Source organism: Streptomyces yongxingensis (assembly GCF_055597465.1).
This window is the reverse complement of record NZ_CM145717.1, coordinates 733,819-751,875: the sequence shown is the minus strand read 5'-3', so window position 1 is coordinate 751,875 and position 18,057 is coordinate 733,819. Positions and strand designations below refer to the sequence as shown.

At 70.1% G+C, this 18,057-nt stretch carries 18 protein-coding genes; 6 read left to right on the top strand and 12 right to left on the bottom strand.

Going from position 1 to position 18,057, the window contains the following annotated elements; genetic code table 11:
* Window positions 1-3: 3 nt before the first annotated feature.
* The 4 genes from ACZ6TD_RS03385 to ACZ6TD_RS03370 are packed head-to-tail and all read right to left on the bottom strand — an operon-like array spanning window position 4 to window position 3,630.
* A complete protein-coding gene (locus ACZ6TD_RS03385; protein ID WP_471350176.1) occupies window positions 4-936 on the bottom strand; it encodes an NADP-dependent oxidoreductase in 933 nt (310 codons plus the stop codon).
* A gap of 53 nt (window positions 937-989) precedes the next feature.
* The gene (locus ACZ6TD_RS03380) at window positions 990-2,072 is read right to left on the bottom strand and encodes an alpha/beta hydrolase family protein (protein ID WP_471350173.1); all 1,083 of its coding nucleotides are present in this window, start codon (window positions 2,070-2,072) and stop codon (window positions 990-992) included.
* A complete protein-coding gene (locus ACZ6TD_RS03375; RefSeq protein ID WP_471350170.1) occupies window positions 2,072-3,055 on the bottom strand; it encodes a fumarylacetoacetate hydrolase family protein in 984 nt (327 codons plus the stop codon). The genes ACZ6TD_RS03380 and ACZ6TD_RS03375 overlap by 1 nt, the downstream gene beginning before the upstream one ends.
* Window positions 3,052-3,630, bottom strand: coding sequence for a VOC family protein (locus ACZ6TD_RS03370; protein ID WP_471350167.1), 579 nt, complete (start codon window positions 3,628-3,630; stop codon window positions 3,052-3,054). The genes ACZ6TD_RS03375 and ACZ6TD_RS03370 overlap by 4 nt, the downstream gene beginning before the upstream one ends.
* 287 nt (window positions 3,631-3,917) lie before the next feature.
* On the opposite strand from ACZ6TD_RS03370, the gene ACZ6TD_RS03365 reads away from it, so the two are divergent.
* Complete coding sequence (locus ACZ6TD_RS03365) at window positions 3,918-4,676, top strand: IclR family transcriptional regulator (RefSeq protein WP_471350163.1); 759 nt, start codon at window positions 3,918-3,920, stop codon at window positions 4,674-4,676.
* Between the two features lie 266 nt (window positions 4,677-4,942).
* Here the strand turns inward: ACZ6TD_RS03365 and ACZ6TD_RS03360 are convergent, their stop codons facing one another.
* Entirely contained in the window at window positions 4,943-5,755 is an 813-nt protein-coding gene (locus tag ACZ6TD_RS03360) for a LysR family transcriptional regulator (RefSeq protein ID WP_471350160.1), read from the bottom strand.
* Between the two features lie 68 nt (window positions 5,756-5,823).
* On the opposite strand from ACZ6TD_RS03360, the gene ACZ6TD_RS03355 reads away from it, so the two are divergent.
* Both ACZ6TD_RS03355 and ACZ6TD_RS03350 read left to right on the top strand, forming a co-directional pair.
* A complete protein-coding gene (locus tag ACZ6TD_RS03355) occupies window positions 5,824-6,720 on the top strand; it encodes an NAD(P)H-binding protein (protein WP_471350157.1) in 897 nt (298 codons plus the stop codon).
* Window positions 6,717-7,409, top strand: coding sequence for an SDR family NAD(P)-dependent oxidoreductase (locus ACZ6TD_RS03350; RefSeq protein ID WP_471350155.1), 693 nt, complete (start codon window positions 6,717-6,719; stop codon window positions 7,407-7,409). Before ACZ6TD_RS03355 ends, ACZ6TD_RS03350 begins: the two co-directional genes overlap by 4 nt.
* A 120-nt stretch (window positions 7,410-7,529) precedes the next feature.
* Here ACZ6TD_RS03350 and ACZ6TD_RS03345 read toward each other — a convergent pair whose 3' ends face one another.
* From ACZ6TD_RS03345 to ACZ6TD_RS03330, 4 genes are read right to left on the bottom strand one after another with little or no spacing between them, the layout of a single operon-like run.
* Entirely contained in the window at window positions 7,530-9,911 is a 2,382-nt protein-coding gene (locus ACZ6TD_RS03345) for a bifunctional salicylyl-CoA 5-hydroxylase/oxidoreductase (protein ID WP_471350151.1), read from the bottom strand.
* 11 nt (window positions 9,912-9,922) lie between these two features.
* On the bottom strand, window positions 9,923-11,590 hold the full coding sequence (locus ACZ6TD_RS03340) for an AMP-binding protein (RefSeq protein ID WP_471350148.1): 1,668 nt from the start codon (window positions 11,588-11,590) through the stop codon (window positions 9,923-9,925).
* 40 nt (window positions 11,591-11,630) lie between these two features.
* Window positions 11,631-12,533: an acyl-CoA thioesterase gene (locus tag ACZ6TD_RS03335; protein WP_471350145.1), complete on the bottom strand. Its 903-nt coding sequence runs from the start codon at window positions 12,531-12,533 to the stop codon at window positions 11,631-11,633.
* A complete protein-coding gene (locus tag ACZ6TD_RS03330; RefSeq protein ID WP_471350143.1) occupies window positions 12,530-13,015 on the bottom strand; it encodes a cupin domain-containing protein in 486 nt (161 codons plus the stop codon). Before ACZ6TD_RS03330 ends, ACZ6TD_RS03335 begins: the two co-directional genes overlap by 4 nt.
* A gap of 210 nt (window positions 13,016-13,225) precedes the next feature.
* Between ACZ6TD_RS03330 and ACZ6TD_RS03325 the strand changes: the two genes are divergently transcribed.
* Window positions 13,226-13,645: a RidA family protein gene (locus tag ACZ6TD_RS03325; protein ID WP_471350141.1), complete on the top strand. Its 420-nt coding sequence runs from the start codon at window positions 13,226-13,228 to the stop codon at window positions 13,643-13,645.
* A gap of 185 nt (window positions 13,646-13,830) precedes the next feature.
* Window positions 13,831-14,685, top strand: a complete 855-nt coding sequence (locus tag ACZ6TD_RS03320) for a PaaX family transcriptional regulator (RefSeq protein WP_471350139.1) — start codon at window positions 13,831-13,833, stop codon at window positions 14,683-14,685.
* A gap of 46 nt (window positions 14,686-14,731) precedes the next feature.
* On the opposite strand, the gene ACZ6TD_RS03315 is transcribed toward ACZ6TD_RS03320, so the two are convergent.
* Genes ACZ6TD_RS03315 through ACZ6TD_RS03305 form a run of 3 tightly spaced genes read right to left on the bottom strand, consistent with a single transcriptional unit; the run spans window position 14,732 to window position 17,180 of the window.
* A complete protein-coding gene (locus ACZ6TD_RS03315) occupies window positions 14,732-15,520 on the bottom strand; it encodes an MBL fold metallo-hydrolase (protein ID WP_471350137.1) in 789 nt (262 codons plus the stop codon).
* A complete protein-coding gene (locus ACZ6TD_RS03310; protein ID WP_471350134.1) occupies window positions 15,517-16,080 on the bottom strand; it encodes an ester cyclase in 564 nt (187 codons plus the stop codon). Before ACZ6TD_RS03310 ends, ACZ6TD_RS03315 begins: the two co-directional genes overlap by 4 nt.
* On the bottom strand, window positions 16,077-17,180 hold the full coding sequence (locus ACZ6TD_RS03305; RefSeq protein ID WP_471350131.1) for an MBL fold metallo-hydrolase: 1,104 nt from the start codon (window positions 17,178-17,180) through the stop codon (window positions 16,077-16,079). The genes ACZ6TD_RS03310 and ACZ6TD_RS03305 overlap by 4 nt, the downstream gene beginning before the upstream one ends.
* 129 nt (window positions 17,181-17,309) lie before the next feature.
* Here ACZ6TD_RS03305 and ACZ6TD_RS03300 point away from each other — a divergent pair, with 129 nt between their 5' ends.
* Complete coding sequence (locus ACZ6TD_RS03300) at window positions 17,310-18,023, top strand: TetR/AcrR family transcriptional regulator C-terminal domain-containing protein (RefSeq protein WP_471350127.1); 714 nt, start codon at window positions 17,310-17,312, stop codon at window positions 18,021-18,023.
* Window positions 18,024-18,057 lie beyond the last annotated feature (34 nt).

Here is an 18,057-nt window from a genome sequence, read left to right as displayed (position 1 = left end):
ACCTCAGGTGGCGTCGATGTCCAGAACGATCCGGCCGCGGGCGCGGCTGTCCGCGTGGAGCATCCGCCAGGCGTCGGCGGCCTGCTCCAGCGGGAAGGAGCGACTCACGGGGACGGACAACTTCCCTGACTCGGCGAGCGCGGCCACCTCCGTCAGCTCGTCGGCGTTCGCGCGTGCCCACACCAATTGGCCACCCTGTTCGGGAGCGGTGATGTCGGCCACGGAGGCGACCCGCGCGGGATCCTTCAAGACCTTTCGCGAGACGGCCACCGCGTCCCCGCCGTAGAAGTCGAGCGCCGCGTCGACGCCCTCTGGCGCGAGCTCGCGCACCCGCTCGGCCAGTCCTTCTCCGTAGGTGATCGGTGTGGCGCCGAGTTCACGCAGGTAGTCGTGGTTGCGCTCGCCGGCGGTGCCGATGACGTGTGCGCCCCGGGTGGCGGCGATCTGCACGGCGAGCGTACCGACCCCACCGGCGGCCCCGTGGATCAGGACGGTGTCGCTCTCGCCGATGTTGATGCGTTTGATGGCCTGATAAGCCGTCAGCCCGTTCAGCGGCAGACACGCCGACTGCAGCCAGTCCCAGGACGCCGGCTTGCGTGCCAGTGTGCGGGCCGGGGCTGAAACCAGTTCGGCGTAGGTACCGTTCTGCGCCCAGTCCTTGACGACGAAGCCGATCACCTCGTCGCCGATCTCGAACTCGGTGGCGCCGAAACCGCGAGCCTCAACGACGCCGGACATCTCGAAGCCCGGGATGAGGGGGAAGTGGGTCACCATGATGCCGTCGAGAGTGCCGACGGCGATCTTTTCGTCGCCCGGGTTCACTCCGGCCGCCTTGACCCGGACAAGGAACTCCCCGGGCGCGACCGCCGGTGTCGGCAGGTCCATGAGCTCCAGGTCGTCCGCGCCGCCGTAACGCGGGAGTGCAATTGCTTTCACGGTCACCTCAATGATCTTGTCAGCTGTGGGAATCGGATGTGTGGTCGCCTGGGTCACGCGCGGCCGAGCTGGGCACGGAACCAGTCACAGACAAACTCCGTGCGCTCGGCCGAGTGGTTGTACATGGTGTGGTCGCCGTCGTCCCAGACCCGCAGGGTGTGATGCGCCGACAGGCCGAGGAACACCTTCTGCTGGTCGAGGCTGACCAGTGGGTCGTTGCCGCCGTGCAGCACGAGCATCGCGGCGCTCGTGTGGTCGACCGCCGGGTCGAGCCACAGGGTGCGGAAGACGGCCGCGGCTTCGTCGTCGGTGTCGACGCCCAGGAGCGCCCGCGATTGTTCGCGTGCGGTCCGGAACGGCAGTGGCTCCGGCTTCGCGGTGGCCCCGTTGACGCAGCACGCGCCGAAGCGGCTGTCGTGCACCGCGGCACGGGCGGCGAGCAGTCCACCGAAGCTGTTTCCCCACACCCCGTACCGGCCGTCGTAGCCGGTACGGGCACGCACGGCGTCGAGGGCAGCGCTGAAGGCTCGGTCGACGTTCCCGTCGAGGTGGAGTCCGCCGGCCATGCGCGTATCGCCCTGGCCCGGTGCCTCGAGCAGGACAGCGGACAGTCCCCGCCGGGCCAGGGCTTCGGCCTGCTGATGAAAGGCCGGGCCCCAACCGCTCTGCCCGCCGACAATGACCACCGTGGGGCCAGGGCGAGCGCCGGAGCGACTCACGAACCAGGCGGTGCAGTGGCTCTGCCGGAACGGGATCGACAGCCGTTCCACGCGCAACTCGGTGTCGAGCTCGGCCGCGGCCTGGTAGGCCCGGGTGAGCCGGACGTAGAGCGCGCGTTTGGCCGGGTGGTCGGTGTTGAAGGCCATCTGCGCGAAGATCAGGGAGGCCGTTGCCCGGCGATAGCACGCGACCGCGGTCTCGACATCACCGCGGTCGGCGGCCGCCTCCGCGCGGGTCAACTGCGCCTCGGCCAGGCGAGTCGCGACTTCATGCCACGGTTCCGAGACAGTCGCATTGGCCAGGTGGACGGCGTCCCCGTGGTCCATGCCGTAATCGAGCATTCGGGACATCGGCATGGCACGCAGCAACGCGGCCCGAAGCTTGGCCAGGTCCTCAGCCGAGACGGGAGCGTCCATCAGCGCGCCGCTCCGTCGGTGAATCGCGGTCGTGTTCCGTCCTCCTGCCCTGCCGCGCCCCGGGTTCGCAACGGAATGACCGGCGCCGCCTCGGTGACGGTATTGCGCAACTCGCCGAGACCTTCGATCGCCGCGACGACCTCGTCGCCCGGCTGCAACCAGGGGTAGGTCGCCGAGTCGTGAGTGCGGGAGAGCTCCAGGACGCAGCCGGTGCCGCAGGTGCCGGAGCCGATCACATCGCCGGGCCTCACTTCGGCGCCGCGGGAGGCGTAGGCGATCATTTCGCCGAACGACCAGTGGATGTCTGACCACAGGGCGCGGGAGTAGGGGGCGCCGTTGACCGTGCAGGTCATTTCGAGACGGTATCCGTTGCCCTCGCGGAAGTCGGCGATCTCGTCCGGGGTCACGAAGTACGGGCCGAGGCTCGTCGCGGTGTCCTTGCCTTTCACCGGTCCCATCGACAGCTTCATCTCGCGCTGCTGAACGTCCCGGCCGCTCCAGTCGTTGAGCACGCAGTAACCGGCGATGGCGTGTTCGACGTCCTGGGCGGTCAGGTCGCGGCCGCCGTGCCCCACCACCGCGGCGACCTCCAGTTCGAAGTCGAAACGCTCCGCACCCGGCGTCATCGGCACCGGCCCGCAGCCCATCACGGCGTAGGGGCTGGAGAAGTAGAAGACGGGCAGCTCATACCAGTCCGGTTCCATCTCGAGGCCCCGCCAGGCGCGCCCTGCCCGGACATGCTGTTCGAAGGCGTAGAAGTCGCGGACGGTCGGAGGCGTCGCGATCGGCGACAGGGGAACGATGTCCGGCAGGGGCACGGTAGCACCGCGTCGCAGCGCGGTCCGTCCGGCAGCGAGCAACTCGGCCTCGCCGGCCTCGATGAGAGGCAGCAGGTCTGCCGGACCGTCGACAATCCGGACCAGGTCACCGTCCACCACGCCGACGCGTGAGGACGTGCCGTCCGCGTAACGAACGAACTTCACTGCCTTACCTCCTTGGCCGCGGCGGCATCGGCTGCCACCGCTTGTTCGCGCGTCCAGGCGCGGTAACTCTCCTCGGTGAAGCCCGTCGCGCCGTGGCGCTCGACCGAAGCCCGGATGGCGTCCAGAAGCTCCTCGGGATCCGTCTCGATGTCGATGTGCTCGACGAAGGGCTGTCGTGCCACGAGCCCGGTCCGCCAGTAGACCTCACACCGGTTGCCCTCCGGATCGTAGAAGTAGACGCCGACGGCGTTGCCGTGCGAGACGATCATGTCGAGCCGGACGTCGTGCTCCCGGAAGCGCCGATGGAAGCCGAGGACGTCCTCGAAGCGTGCGCACCGGAACGACACCTGCTGGATGAGTTTGACGCCGACCGGCGCGTCCCGCCCCTCGGCCAGGAGCAGTTCGTGATGTTCGGTGTCCGGCCGGGCGGACAGGAACCAGATGCCCAGCCGCTCGTCGTGGTCGGTGACCGTCAGTCCGAGGACTTCGGCGTAGAACGCGAGTTGCCTGCTCACGTCGTGACAGCGCAGGCCGACATGGCCGAGTTCCGCGACGGACGGCGTTGGAGTCGTCACGGCGCTCCTCTGAGACAGCGTTCTGCAAGGCAGATCATGTTCTGGAGAGTAGCTCCGCCTCAGTAACTGGTCAACAGTGATGTTCTTCTGAACGGCAGGTGCTCTGCCCAGCAGAACACAGCGCGCCGGAGGCGCCGGCGCCGTGACGCACCACCAACACGGCTGCGGACTGATTCGCGAGATCCGCCGAGACGTCGATGGGGGACTGCGGTTATTCTGGTAGGCGAAATGCAATTCCGAGCACCAGAACAGCCGCGCCGCAGTGACGACGGCGAGATGGAGGGGTTGTGGCAGTGCCGGCCGCCTACCCGGTGGAATCGATCGACAACGCCGCGCGGATCCTGCTGATGCTGGTGGACAACCCGTCGTTGCGAGTTGCCGACGTGTCCGCCGAGCTCGGAGTGGCCAGGTCGACCGCTCATCGGATGCTGACCACCCTGCAGGCCCGCGACCTGCTCCGCCAGGACGCCCAGACCAAGGGCTACGGACCCGGGCCCGCCCTGGCCAGGCTCGGCATCGCCGTGATGGGGGCAGTCGCCCTCCGCGACGAAGCGCGTCCCCTGCTGGAAAAGCTCGTCGAAGACACCTCCGAAACCGCGCATCTGCTCGTACTGGAAGGCGCGGAGACCGTCTTCGTCGAAGGTGTGGAGAGCCAGCAGGTAATCCGTGCCGGGATGCGTATCGGGCAGCGAGGCCCGGCGCACGCGTCTGCCGCAGGGAAAGTGCTGCTCGCCGAGCTTTCCCGCGAAGAGTTGCGGCGCCGCTATCCGGGCGCGCGGCTGCGAGGCGGAACCGAGCGCGCGGTGAGCACCCGCCGGGCGCTCGAGGCCGAGCTCGAGAAGGTAAGGGAGACCGGCTACGCCACCAACATGGAGGAAAGCGAATGGGACCTCTGCGCGGTGGCCGCCCCGGTACGGAACCGGCAAGGCGTGGCCTGCGGTGCGCTGTCTGTATCCGGCCCGGCGAGGCGGGCGGAAGCCAAACTCGCCCTCCTCAGCGGCGCTGTCGTCGCCGCCGCCACCGAACTCGGCGCGCGGCTCGGTTAGGGCGCGGACTGAGCCCTCCGTCCTGGCGGTGGGTGAGGCTCGAGGGCTGGCTGGTGGACGTGGCGGGGCTGGAACAGGCGATGGCCGCCCTCAAGGGATGGCGCCTGCTGCGGAAACCGCGCTGCAGCTGCAAGCCGGCATCCCCGAGATCCGCGAAGCGCGATCCCGGCGCCTCCGTGACCTGCCACGATCCGATGTCGGCGGTTATCGCGTCCGCCCGGCGCAGCCTTCGAAGCGCGTCCTGTCGCAAGCTCTGCGTGCCCCGCTCAGGTGCGCCGCAGCGTCGCGGTGGCGATCTCCAGGAAGTCGCGCAGCAGCTGCTTCTCGTGCCGGTCCGCGGCGACGGCCAGGCAGGTCTCGGCCCCTGGGGCGTCCGTGACGGGGAGGTGGACGAGGTCGGGGCGGGAGTAGGAGCGCGCGGCGCTCAGAGAGATGAGCGCGATACCGTGCCCGGCGGCGATGAGCTCGAACTTCTCCTCGATGGAAGACATCGGCCGTGTCGCCGCGTCGAGCATCTTCTCGCCGTGGAGGTCGGCGGAGGTGAGCTTCTCGCGGCGCGCCAGCGGGTGCGTCGCGGGCATGCAGGCGACCCGGGGCTCGTGGCCGATGGGGATGGTGCGCAACCCAGAGTCGTCGAAAGGCTGCCGTAGGTATCCGACCTGGGCCCGGCCGTCCCGGAGCGGCGCGTCCGGTTGCCACCAGCGGGCCGGGACCACGTCGGTCTCGACGTCCGGATGGCGCGCTGTGAAGGCCCGGATCGCATCCGACACACGCAGCCCGGGGGAGAAGGCGACAACGAGGCGCTGGGCGCCCCGTTCGGCGTCGTGTACGCGCCGCACCGCCGCGGCGACCGCCCCGAGGATCCGCTGCGCCTCCTCGTAGAGCTGTCTCCCGGCGGCGGTCAGCTCCACGCTGCGGGTGGTCCGTACGAGCAGGGCGCACTCCAGCTCCTGTTCGAACGCCTTGATTTGGCGGCTGAGGACCGGCTGGGCGATGAAGAGCTGTTCCGCGGCCCGGCCGAAGTGCCGGTGCTCGGCCACCGCGGCGAAATAGCGGAGCTTGCGCAGATCGAGATCCATGCCCTCAAGGTATCAATTGCCGGGAAAGGTATTGGACGCTACAGGTCACCCGCCCCGAGACTCACAACATGATCGTTATTACCGCTCCCACCGGCCAGATCGGCAGCCAGGTCCTGGGAATCCTGCTCAACGAGGCCCCCAAGCGGGGCGAAGAGCTGCGTGTCATCGTGCGCGACCCGGGGAAGCTCCCCGACGCCCTCCGCGCCCGCGTCGACGTCGTCACCGGCTCGCACGGCGACGCCGAGGTCGTCGACCGGGCCTTCACCGGCGCGGACGCCGTCTTCTGGCTGGCCCCGCCGCACCCCCAGGCGCCGAGTCTGGACGCCGCCTACTCCGGGTTCACACGCGCCGCCGCGAAGGCGTTCACGGTCCACGGGGTCGGACACGTCGTCGGCGTCTCGGCGCTCGGCCGCGGCACTCCCGCCGCCGGCCGCGCCGGGCATGTGACGGCGTCGCTGGCCATGGACGACCTCATCGCGGGCACGGGCGTGGCCTACCGGGCGCTCGCCTGCCCGAGCTTCATGGACAACCTGCTGCGGCAGGTGGCCTCGATCCGCGACGACGGCGTGTTCACCGACACCGCCGCCGCCGACCGCGCGGCACCGACGGCCGCCACCGGAGACATCGCCGCGGCCGCCGCCGGTCTGCTGCTCGACCGCTCGTGGACGGGGACTGGCGAGGTCCCGGTGCTGGGCCCCGAGGACCTTTCGGCGAACGACATGGCGCGCATCATGTCCGAGGTACTCGGCCGCCCGATCCGCTACCAGCGGCAGTCGCTGGAGGACCTCCGCGCCGCACTCACCGGGCGCGGCATGGGAAACGCGCTCGTGCAGGGCTACGTCGACATGATGCGTTCCAAGGACGACGGCATCGACGTGGGCGTGCGGCGCACTCCCGAGACCGCCAGTCCGACGACCTTCCGCCAGTGGTGCGAAGAGGTCCTCAAGCCGGCGGTCCAGGCATGAGCGCCCCCAAGACCGCTCTCATCATCGGCGCGTCCCGCACCCTCGGACTCGGCCTCGCCACCGAGTACGCGCAGCGCGGCTGGAACGTCATCGGTACCGTCCGGGGCGAGCGACGCACCGGCCTCCACGACCTGGCCGAGGCGTCCGGGGGCCGGGTCACGGTCGAGTCGGTGGACATGACGGAGCCGGACGAGGTCGCGGCGCTGCGCGAGCGCCTGGCGGAGCGCACGCTCGACCTGCTGTTCGTCAACGCCGCCATCACCAGGGGCAACGTTCCGATCGGCGACGTACCGACGGCGATGTTCACCGAGGTCATGGTCACGAACGCACTCAGCCCGATGCGCGTGGTCGAGTCCCTCCGCTCGCTGGTCGCCCCGACCGGGACCATCGGCGTCATGTCCTCGCGCCAGGGCAGCCTCGCCCTGAACACCAAGGGTGGTCAGGACGTCTACCGCGCCAGCAAGTCCGCCCTGAACCAGCTGATGCGCAGCTACGCCGCCCGGTACGCCGAAGCCGCGCACACGCTGCTTCTCATGTGCCCCGGCCACGTTCGCACCGAGCTCGGCGGACCGGACGCACCGCTGACCATCGACGAGTCCATCCCGGGCGTGGTGGACACGATCGACCGCCACAGCGGCGAACCGGGCCTGAAGTTCCTCAACTACCAGGACCAGCCGGTGCCCTGGTAGCAGCCGTCGGCCCGGGCGCGGCCGCGCCCGGGCGGCCGCCCGTGGGGATGTGTGGCAGACCCCGCACGTCCGCACGTCGACGACCACCTCACCCGGGCCCGGTGAACCGTGCGGGCTCCCTCAGGAGACACGGGCCGGTTCACGGGACGGGATCCAGCGCAGGTGGACGGGCTGATCGGCGTCGGCAGAGCGGAGCAGCGACAGGCGCGGGCGTATGGCGTCGGTGCGCGCGGCCGGGGGCTTGCGGCTGCCCGCGCGGAACTGCACCGGCCATGCGGCGCCCGGGCCCCGGTACTCCTGCTCGGCCGCCGCGTGCAGGGTCCAGTGCGGGTCGTACAGATGGGTGCGGCCCACGGCGCACAGGTCGGCGCGGCCTGCCAGCAGGAGGGAGTTGACGTCGTCGTACGAGGCGATCGCGCCCACCGCGATGACCGCGGCCCCGGTGGCGGCGGCGACCTCATGGCGGATGCGGTCGGCGAACGGGGTCTGGTAGGAGCGGCCGAAGGCGGGGCGCTCGTCCTTGGTGACCTGGCCGGAGGAGACGTCGATGGCGTCCGCGCCGTGGGCGGTGAACGCGCGGGCGATCTCGACGGCGTCGTGTTCGGTGGTGCCGTCCGGCACCCAGTCGGTGGCGGAGATGCGCACGATCACCGGCCGCTCCGCGGGCCATGCCTCCTGTACGGCGTCGAAGACCTCCAGCGGGAAGCGCAGCCGGTTCTCCAGCGGGCCGCCGTACGCGTCGGTGCGGCGGTTGGCGATCGGGGAGAGGAAGGAGGACAGCAAGTAGCCGTGGGCGCAGTGCAGTTCGAGCAGGTCGAACCCGGCCTCGGCGCCCCGGCGGGCGGCGGCCACGAAGTCCGCGGCGATCCGGTCCATGTCGGCGCGGGTGAGCTCGCGCGGCACGGCCGAGCCGGGGCCGTACGGCAGCGGGGACGGGCCGACGACCTCCCAGTTGCCCTCCGGCAGCGGGTCGTCCATGCCCTCCCACATCAGCCGGGTGGAGCCCTTGCGGCCCGAGTGGCCGAGCTGGAGGCCGATACGGGCGGTGCTCCGCTCGTGGACGAAGGAGACGATCCGTCGCCACGCATCGCCCTGCTCGTCGTTCCACAGGCCGGTGCAGCCGGGGGTGATGCGGCCCTCGGGGGAGACGCACACCATCTCGGTCATCACCAGTCCGGCGCCGCCCATGGCCTTGGAGCCGAGGTGGACGAGGTGGAAGTCGCCGGGCACGCCGTCGATGGCGGAGTACATGTCCATCGGGGACACGATCACCCGGTTCTTCAGCTCCAACTCGCCCAGCCGATACGGCTGGAACATCGCCGGTGCGGTATCGCCCAGCCCTTGTGCCGTGGCGAAGGCGGCATCCACGCGGTCGGCGAACTCCGGGTCGCGGGTGCGGAGGTTGTCGTAGGTGATGCGGCGCGAGCGGGTGAGGAGGTTGAAGCAGAACTGGGTCGGCTCCTGGTCGACGTACATGCCGATGTTCTCGAACCACTCCAGCGATGCCTGCGCGGCCCGCTGGGTGGATTCCACGACCGGGCGCCGCTCGGTCTCGTAGGCGGTCAACGCGCCCTCGGTGTCGGGGCGTTCGTGGAGGCAGGCGGCGAGGGCGAGCGCGTCCTCCATGGCCAGCTTGGTGCCCGAGCCGATCGAGAAGTGCGCGGTGTGGGCGGCGTCTCCGATGAGCACGAGGTTGCCGTGGTGCCAGCGCTCGTTGCGTACGGTCGTGAAGTTCAGCCACTTGGAGTTGTTGGCGAACACCTGGTGGCCGTCGAGTTCCTCGGCGAACAGCTCGCGGACGCGGGTGACGGCGTGCTCGTCGGAGGCGCCCGGTGCGAAATCGGCTCCCTCGGTGGCGTCGAAACCCGCCCGCCGCCAGACGTCCTCGTGCATCTCGACGATGAAGGTGGAGCCGGTGGCGGAGTAGGGGTAGCCGTGCACCTGCACGACGCCCCATTCCGTCTGCTTGACGAAGAACTGGAACGCCTCGAAGACCCGGTCCGTGCCGAGCCACATGTACTTGCTGTGCCGACGGTCCAGGGAGGGGCGGAAGACGTCCGAATGAGCCGTCCGTATGGGGGAGTTGATTCCGTCGGCACCCACCACGAGGTCGTACGAGGCACGCAGTTGCCCGGTGTCCGGGGCGAGGGTGGAGAAGTGGACGGTGACGCCGAGGTCGTGGCAGCGCTCCTGGAGCAGGCGGAGCAGTTCCTCGCGGCTCATGGCGGCGAAGCCCTGGCCGCCGACGGTGTGGCTCTCGCCCCGGTAGTGGATGTCGATGTCGGTCCAGCGGGCGAAGCGCCGGGCCATGGCCTGGGCGATGGTGGTGTCGGCGTTCTCGATGCCGCCGAGGGTCTCGTCGGAGAAGACGACGCCGAAGCCGAAGGTGTCGTCGGGGGCGTTGCGTTCCCAGACGGTGATCTCGTGGGCGGGGTCGAGCTGTTTCATCAGGGCCGCGAAGTACAGCCCGCCGGGACCGCCGCCGACAATGGCGATGTTCAAGGGGGTTCCTCTCAACTCTCGGCGAGGGCCTCGGCGGTGGCCTGCTCGGCCTCGATGATCCTGCGGAGCGCGAAGCGCTGGAGTTTTCCACTGGTGTTGCGCGGCAGGGCGCTGTGGAAGCGCACCTCGCGCGGGTATTTGTAGGGTGCCAGTATCTGCTTGACGTGGTCCTGGATCTCCTTGGCCTTGGCCGCGTCGCCGGGCACGCCGTCGCGCAGCACCACGAAGGCGCACACGATCGAGCCGCGCTCGGGGTCGGGGCGGGCCACGACGGCGGATTCGGCGACGTCCGGGTGGGTGTCGATGGCGGCCTCGACCTCGGGGCCGCCGATGTTGTACCCGGAGGAGACGATCATGTTGTCGCTGCGGGCGTGGTAGTGGAAGTAGCCGTCCTCGTCCCGGTGGAAGATGTCACCGGTGATGTTCCAGCCGCCCAGGACGTAGTCCCGCTGGCGTGTGTCGTCGAGGTAGCGGCAGCCGACCGGGCCGATGACGCCGAGTCTGCCCGGCTCGCCGGGGCCGAGTTCCTCTCCGTCGATGCCCAGGATGGTGGCGCGGTAGCCGGGGACCGGACGGCCGGTGGAGCCGGGGCGGATGTCGTCTCCGGCGGCGGAGATGAAGATGTGCAGCAACTCGGTGGCGCCGATGCCGTCGATGATCCTGAGGCCGAGGCGTTCGTGGAACTGCTCCCATGTGGAGCGGGGTATGTGCTCGCCCGCGGACACGCCGATCCGCAGCCCGGCCAGCTGGCGCTCGGCGCCCTCGCGCAGGATCGCCCGGTAGGCCGTGGGTGCCGTCGCCAGGACGGTGACGCCCTGGCTCCGCACGATCTCCGCGAGCTGGAGCGGGGTGGCCGCCTCGGTCAGCAGGGCGCAGGCGCCGGCCCGCAGCGGGAAGACGACCAGCATGCCGAGACCGAAGGTGAAGGCCAGGGGCGCGGTGCAGGCCACCAGGTCGTCCGGGACCAGGCCCAGGGTGTGGCGGCCGAAGGTGTTGTCGATGGACAGGATGTCCCGGTGGAAGTGCATGGTGATCTTGGGGGTGCCGGTGGATCCGGAGGTGGGGCCGAGGAGCGCCACATCGTCGGCGGCGGTTTCGACGGTGGTGAACTCACCCGATTTCGCGGCTGCTCGGATCACGAGATCCTGGGTGCCGGTGCCGCCGTACTCCACGACGGCCAGTGACGGCAGAACGGAGTCCCGCAGGGCGTACACGTCGTCGGTGCACCGGTGGTCGACGAGGGCGATCGACGGCCGGGTGCGTTCGGCGATCGGGGTGAGCTCGCGGGCGCGCAGGGCGGCCATGGTGGTGACCACGACACCGCCGGCCTTGAGGACGCCGAGCCAACAGGCCACTGTCCACGGGGTGTTGGGTGAGCGCAGCAGGACGCGCTGCCCGGGTACCAGGCCCAGGTCCTCGGTGAGCACCTGGGCGACCTGATGGGCGCGGGTGCGGAGTCCGCCGTAGGTCCACACCTCGCCGGCCGGGGTGCGCAGGGCGGGGCGGTCGGGGCCGAACAGCGCGGTGGGGGTGTCGATGAGCTCGGCGGCCGCGTTGAGCCGGTCGGGGTAGCGCAGTTCCGGTGTGGTGAACTCGAGGGTCGGCCACAGGTGTGCGGGGGGCAGCTGGTCGCGGGTGAAGGTGTCGAGGTGTGCCGAGGGGGAGAGGGGAAGAGTCACGGAAGTGTCCTTCCGGGAGCCCGCTGGGAAGTGCAGCGGGTCAGGTGGGGCGGATCAGGCCCTCCTGGACCACGGTGGCCAGGTGGCGGCGATCGCGTGTGAAGAAGCGCCCCGTGCCCAGGCCCCGGCCCGCGTCGGCGGCGACGGCTTCCTGGACGTAGAGCAGCCAGCCGTCCACCGGCCCGGGCCGGTGGAACCACATGGCGTGGTCGAGGCTCGCGGTGACCAGTCCGGGCCTGGCCCAGGGCAGGTCGAGCACCCGCAGTACGGGTTCGAGGATCGTGTAGTCGCAGACATACGCCAGGGCGGCCAGGTCCCGCTGGGCGTCGGTCAGTCCGTCGACCGGGCGGAGGGTGTCGAAGGGCTTGAGCCAGACCGCCTGGTGCGGAAGGCGTGCTCCCTCGACGGTGAGGTAGACCGGGCCGGGGACGTGCCGCATGTCGAAGCTCCGGCCGCCGGACCAGTACGCCTTGGACTCCTCGGTCATGGAGCCGCCACCGCGCTCGGCGAGGTACTCCGCGGAGCTGGGCAGGTCCTCCGGGTCGGGCACGTCCTCGCCGAAGTCGGTGTGGAAGGCCGCACCGGCCTCGCCCGCCGCGAATCCGGCCAGGCAGACGTACAGCGGCTTGCCGTTCTGGTAGCCGCGCACCTGCCGGGTGCTGTAGCCGCGGCCGTCGCGCACCACCTCCACCTCGTAGCGCACCTCGGCGCCGATGTCGGCGGGGCGCAGGAAGTAGCTGTGCATCGAGTGCGGCGACTTGCCGTCGGTCACCGACCGCATGGCCGCCGCCGCGGCCTGGGCCACCAGATCGCCGCCGTACGCCTTGGGCCAGGGGCAGGGCTGGGTGGTGGCGGTGAAGGCGAGGTCGAAGTGTTCGGGCTGGGTGGGCTTGAGGGTGATGGCGGCGGTGAAGACGGCGGAGGTGGGGGGCGTCGGGGTCATCGGCGGTCCAGCCAGTCGCGCAGTTCGGTGTCGGCGATGTCGGGCAGGTTGACCACGATGTTCTCCGGCGTCCGGGTGGTCATCCAGGTCAGCGGCTTGGTGCGGGAGAGATTGCACTCCACGTGGGGCATGAACGGTGGCACGAAGACCCAGTCGCCCTCCTCCATGTCGACGTAGTCCCGGAGCTCCTCGCCGAAGTAGATGCGGGCCCGGCCGGACAGGACGTAGCCGCCGGTCTCGGCCTCGCCGTGGTGATGGGTCACCGAGCGGTAGCCGGGTTCGTTGCTGACCTTGCCGAACCACAGGCGGGTGGCCGGGGTGTGCTGGATGCTCACGCCCGAGACACGGACGGCACCGCCCGAGTCGGCGGTGTCGGCGCTCTCGAGGCCGCCGCGCGTCACCACGGGGGCGACGATGCCGCTGGGCAGCCGGTACATCGAATTGTCGCCCTCGAGGCGGTACTTGCTCAGATCGGGCTCCATGGGGTCGGCTCCGTTCAGTCGGATGAGAAGAGGTGCCGCCTGGCAAGTCCGCTGATCGCGAGGCCCGCCACGGGGAGATTGCCGCCGGCGAGCCATCGTGGCGCCGACAGGACCAGAACTGATGTCTCGTATTTTTCACGGTCGTCATCTAAAGTCAATACACCTGCCCGGCCTTGGGACAGGACGGAACGCAACCGAGCCGGAGGCCCCATGACCCCCGCCCCCGTGAACCCGCCCGCTCTGCCGAAGCCCAGCGGCTACTCGCACGGAACACTCGCCGGAAACACGCTCCACCTGGGAGGGCAGACCGCCCTCGACGCCGACATGAAGATCGTTCCGGGGGGCATCGTCGCGCAGTTCCGGCAGGCGTTCGGCAATCTGCTCACCACGCTGCGCGAGGCCGGTGGCCGGCCCGAAGACCTGGTGAGTGTCACCCTCTACCTCACCGACATCCCCGACTACCAGGCCCACGGCAAGGAGATCGGCAAGGTCTGGCGCGAACTCGCCGGGCCCGTCTACCCGGCCATGGCGGGCATCGGCTGCACGGCGCTGTGGCAGCCCGAAGCCATGATCGAGATCCTCGGTGTGGCCGTGATACCCGAGGAACGACTCGTGGTGCCGCGCCCGTAGGAAAGGCATCGCTGCACCGCTTCGAGCGCGACATCCGCAGATCTTCCTGGACGACGGGGACCTGGTCGTCACCCGGGTCGGCGGGCTCGGCGAACCGCGCAACAGGGTGAGGCGGACCCGTCTCACGCGGCCTCGGCGGGAGCAGGTGATCATCTACGAGGCGCCAGGCGTTAGGGTGGCGGGACATGACGGCGCAGACGGCATCGGCCACCACGGCGACAGGCGAGCGGGAGTCCCGCCACGCCCCGCTCATCCTCACGCTCTTCGGCCTCTACGCCCGGGGCGAGCACAACTGGCTCTCGGTCGCCTCGCTGATCGGCCTGATGGGGGACCTCGGTGTGGAGAGCCGGGCCGTGCGGTCCTCGGTCTCCCGGATGAAACGCCGCGATGTGCTGCGCGGCGAGCGCCGCGAGGGCGTCGCCGGGTACTCGCTCGCCGACTCGACCCTGCAGACGCTCGCCGAGGGGGACGTACGCATCTTCCACCGGGCCAGGGCGTCCCGCGAGGATGGCTGGGTCCTCGTCGTGTTCTCCGTGCCCGAGTCCGAGCGCGAGAAGCGGCACGAACTGCGGACCGCCCTGACCCGGCTCGGCCTCGGCACCGTCGCGTCGGGCGTCTGGGTGGCCCCCGGACACCTGGCGGACGAGGCGCGGCGGACCCTGGAGCGCCGGGGCTTGTCCGGGTATGTCGACCTCTTCACCGGTGACCACTTCGCCTCCGGGGATCTGGGTGCGAAGGTCCGGTCGTGGTGGGACCTGGACGAACTCACCGCCATGTACGCGGATTTCCTGGACCGGTACCGCCCCGTCCTGGAGGCGGTGACACGGCGCGAGCCACAGCCGCTGGAGGCGTTCCGGACCTACGTGCCGATGCTGACCGCGTGGCGGCGCATGCCCTACCGCGACCCGGGACTGCCCCTGGAACTGCTGCCGCCGGAGTGGAACGGCGTGGCCGCCGGCGAACTGTTCGACCAACTCAACACCGCGCTGAGCACCCCCGCGGCAGCCCACGCCGCCGCGGTGCTCCACGGGCCGCGCTGACTCAAGGACGTCACAGGGCGAAGAACGATCGGGCCGTCGGTTTCCCTCAGCCGGCTCGCGCCCCTTCGTACAGGGCCGGGTCGTGGGCGCAGATGATCGTCAGGTCGGGGTCCGCGCGCCGGTGCAGCTCGCCGAGGCGGGCATGGTTGGCGCGGACCTGTTTCAGGTCGTACGCGACAGCCGCTTCCATGGCGCGGAGTGCCGCGGGCACGGGGGTGCGGCCGTCGAGGGTGCCGGGGTGGTAGAAGGCGTCGCCGGCGTGCAGGATCCAGCGGGTGCCGGTGTCGACCGCGACGCAGGCGTGGCCGCGGGTGTGGCCGGGGAGGGAGACCAGGACGATGCCGGGCGCGACGGAGTCGAGCTCCTTGGCGGCCGCGAACCCGCGCCACGCCTCGCCGTCCGGGCTGTGTTCGACGAGGCTCGGGCCGTGGGCCCACTGGGCGGGGCGGAAGCGGAGGCGTTCGCGCCAGGAGGGGGCGTGGATCGCGCCCCGTGCCTCGGCCGCGGTGACGTGGACGGTGGCGTGCGGAAAGTCGGCGAGGCCGCCGATGTGGTCGGCGTCGAAGTGGGTGAGGACGATGTGGCGGACGTCGTCGCGGTGGAAGCCGAGCCGTTCGACCTGGCGGGCGGCGGTTTCTTCGGGGTCCAGGACCGGTTTGATGTAGTGGCGGGCCGGACCCACGCGGCGGCCATGGGTGGCGATGTCCATGAGGCCGAAGCCGGAGTCGATCAGCACGAGCCCCTGTGCGTCCGTCTCGAGGAGGAGGACATGGCAGACCAGCCGCGGTCCGCCGCGCAGGTGCATGGTGCCGCAATTGAGGTGGTGGACCTTCACGACAGGTCCGCTTTCGGTGTGTTGACGAGGGCGGGGTGTGGGGCGCCGCCGGCTTCCTTGAGGAGTCCGCGCAGGCAGCGGACGGCCAGCGGCCAGTTGCGCGGGTTGCGCAGGTTCAGGCCGCCGATCAGCTGTTTCAGCAGCGTGAGGCTGTCGAAGTAGATCCGCTCGCAGACGAGGTTTTCGCCGCCGTTTCCGTCGTCGTCGAAGATGAAGTACGCGGTCATGCGCACGCGGAAGCGGTTGCCGGTGGGCGGGATCGCGCCCAGCGGACCGAGGTGCGTGCCCAGCAGCCAGAATTCCACGATCACGGCGTCGCCGCTGTGGCGCAGGGCGATGATCTCGTGGTCCTGGTCGGGGAAGGCGCGGCGGCTGTCGCGGTAGTAGCCGCGTACGGCCGTGTCGCCGTCGTGGACCGTCATGGTGGGGATCAGTTCGTAGCGCGGATGCGGGAACGTGGCCAGAACGTCGTCCCACTCCTGGCGGACCTCGTCGTGGAAGTGGTCCAGGACCAGCTTCTGGCGGGACGCGAGGATCTCGTCGTTGATCACGGTGGTCATGGGTGGGTCACTGCCTTGTGGGTGAAGGTGGGCCTGGTGCCGGGGTTGGTCCAGGCGGCGGTCAGCTCGCTGGAGGGGAAGAACTGCGGGAAGCGGGGGTCGGCCTGGGCGCGGTCGACGAGCGCCTTTTCGATGATGAGCGAGTTGTACTGCTCGGCGGTCGTCTCGATGGTGTTGGCGTTCAGCACGACCTCCTGCTGCCACGCGCGCGCCCAGCGGGCGATGCCGGGCATGCGGGAGTGCTCGGGGGTCAGGCACTCGGCGGCGATGGCGTTCTCGCTGGACGCCCAGATGCCGCTGGAGGTGTTCAGCAGGAGGGTCTGGTTGCCCAGCACGTGGCCGGGGGTCGAGATGACCGCGACACCCGGGCCGAGGAGCAACGAGCCGTCGACGGCGAGAAACGCTTCGGGCCGCACATCCCGATAGGCGTCGGGCTGGTACCAGGGCCGCTGAAGCGGGTGGAGCTCGGACATGGCCAGCAGTTCATGCCGCTGCACGATCACCTTGGCGTTGGGGAACACGGGCTCGACCGGACCGTCGCCGAGGTCCGGCTGGGGTGTGCTGGTGCCGATCCACCGGCGCAGGTCCTGGGTGTGCAGATGGTCGAAGAGGAGGTAGTCGACGTCCTCGGGCGCGATGCCGAGCCCGGCCAGATGCCCGAGGACGGTGCCGTGTTCGGTGACCATCAGGGACCGCACCGGGCCGGGCGTACGGCGGGCCAGCGCGGCGAAGTACGGGGTGTTGCGGCCGAGGTGGACATCGCTTGGCTCGAACAGGAGCACCCGCCGCCGCCCGTCGCTCTCGGTCCAGCGGATGACGAGCATGCGGTTGGTGATGGCGAGGAACGGGGCGATGGCCCGGGAGGCACGGAAGAGGCCGAACCTCGTCGGATAGGGCAGGGTCACCAGATCGCAGGTGGTGACGCTGTCCGGGGTACCGGTCGCCGCGAACTCGGTACGCAGCGCCTTCGCCCGCGTACGGGCCCACCCGAGCTGTGCGCCGTAGCCGCCGGGTATGTCCGCGAGTCCGTCGAGGGTGGTGATCGGGGTGCCGAGCGTGGGCATGTCGAGGACATCGGTGTCCTGCCAGGCGAGTTTCATCGATCGAGTCCTTCTTCCCTGGTCAGCTCGTGAGCCCAGTGCGATCGCGCACCGTGACACTTGCGCCGCAAGTCTGGTGGGCCGGAACGCTAGACTTGCGCCGCAAGTGATGTCAAGGGAAGGTGACGCATGACGGCGCGAGGAACCGGCCGTGGCAGGCGGCTCGGCCTGACCCGCGAAAAGGTGATCGCGGCAGCGGTGACGATGATCGACCGCGATGGCCCCGATGCCTTCTCCCTGCGCAAACTGGCCACGGAGCTCGACATCGAGAACATGTCGCTCTACAACCACGTACCGAACAAGGAGGCCCTTCTCGACGGCGTCGCCGAAGCGTTGCTGGCAGGCATCGTCTTTCCCGAGGAGGAGGGCGGAACATGGCAGAAGCGGATCCGGGCGCACGCCGCCGCCTTCCGCGCCGCCGCCAAGCAGCACCCGAAGGCGTTCCCCCTGGTGCTGACCCGGCCCACGCAGTCGCCCGCCGCCCTGGAGGCCATGCGCTCCACGCTGTCCTGCCTCGACGAACTCCGCCTCGCCCCCGAGGAGATGGTCCACGTCCTGCGCGGCTACACCGCCTTCATGGTCGGCTCGATCATGCGCGAACTGGGGTACGCCATCTATCTGGGCGCCATGGACAGCGACCAGATCCAGCAGCGCACCGAAGCCATCGCGGCATCCGGCGACCCGATTCTGACCGCGACCGCGCCCTATCTGGCTGACAGCGATCACGACGCGGAGTTCCAGTACGGCCTGGAGCTGATGATCTCCGGCCTGGCCGCCAAGGTCGGCGTTCCCTACGAGGCCCCGCCCCTCAACGCCCCGACGGGGGGATCGCGAGATCGGTGAGGGTCATCGTGAGCGGTCCATGAGTGGCGGCCAT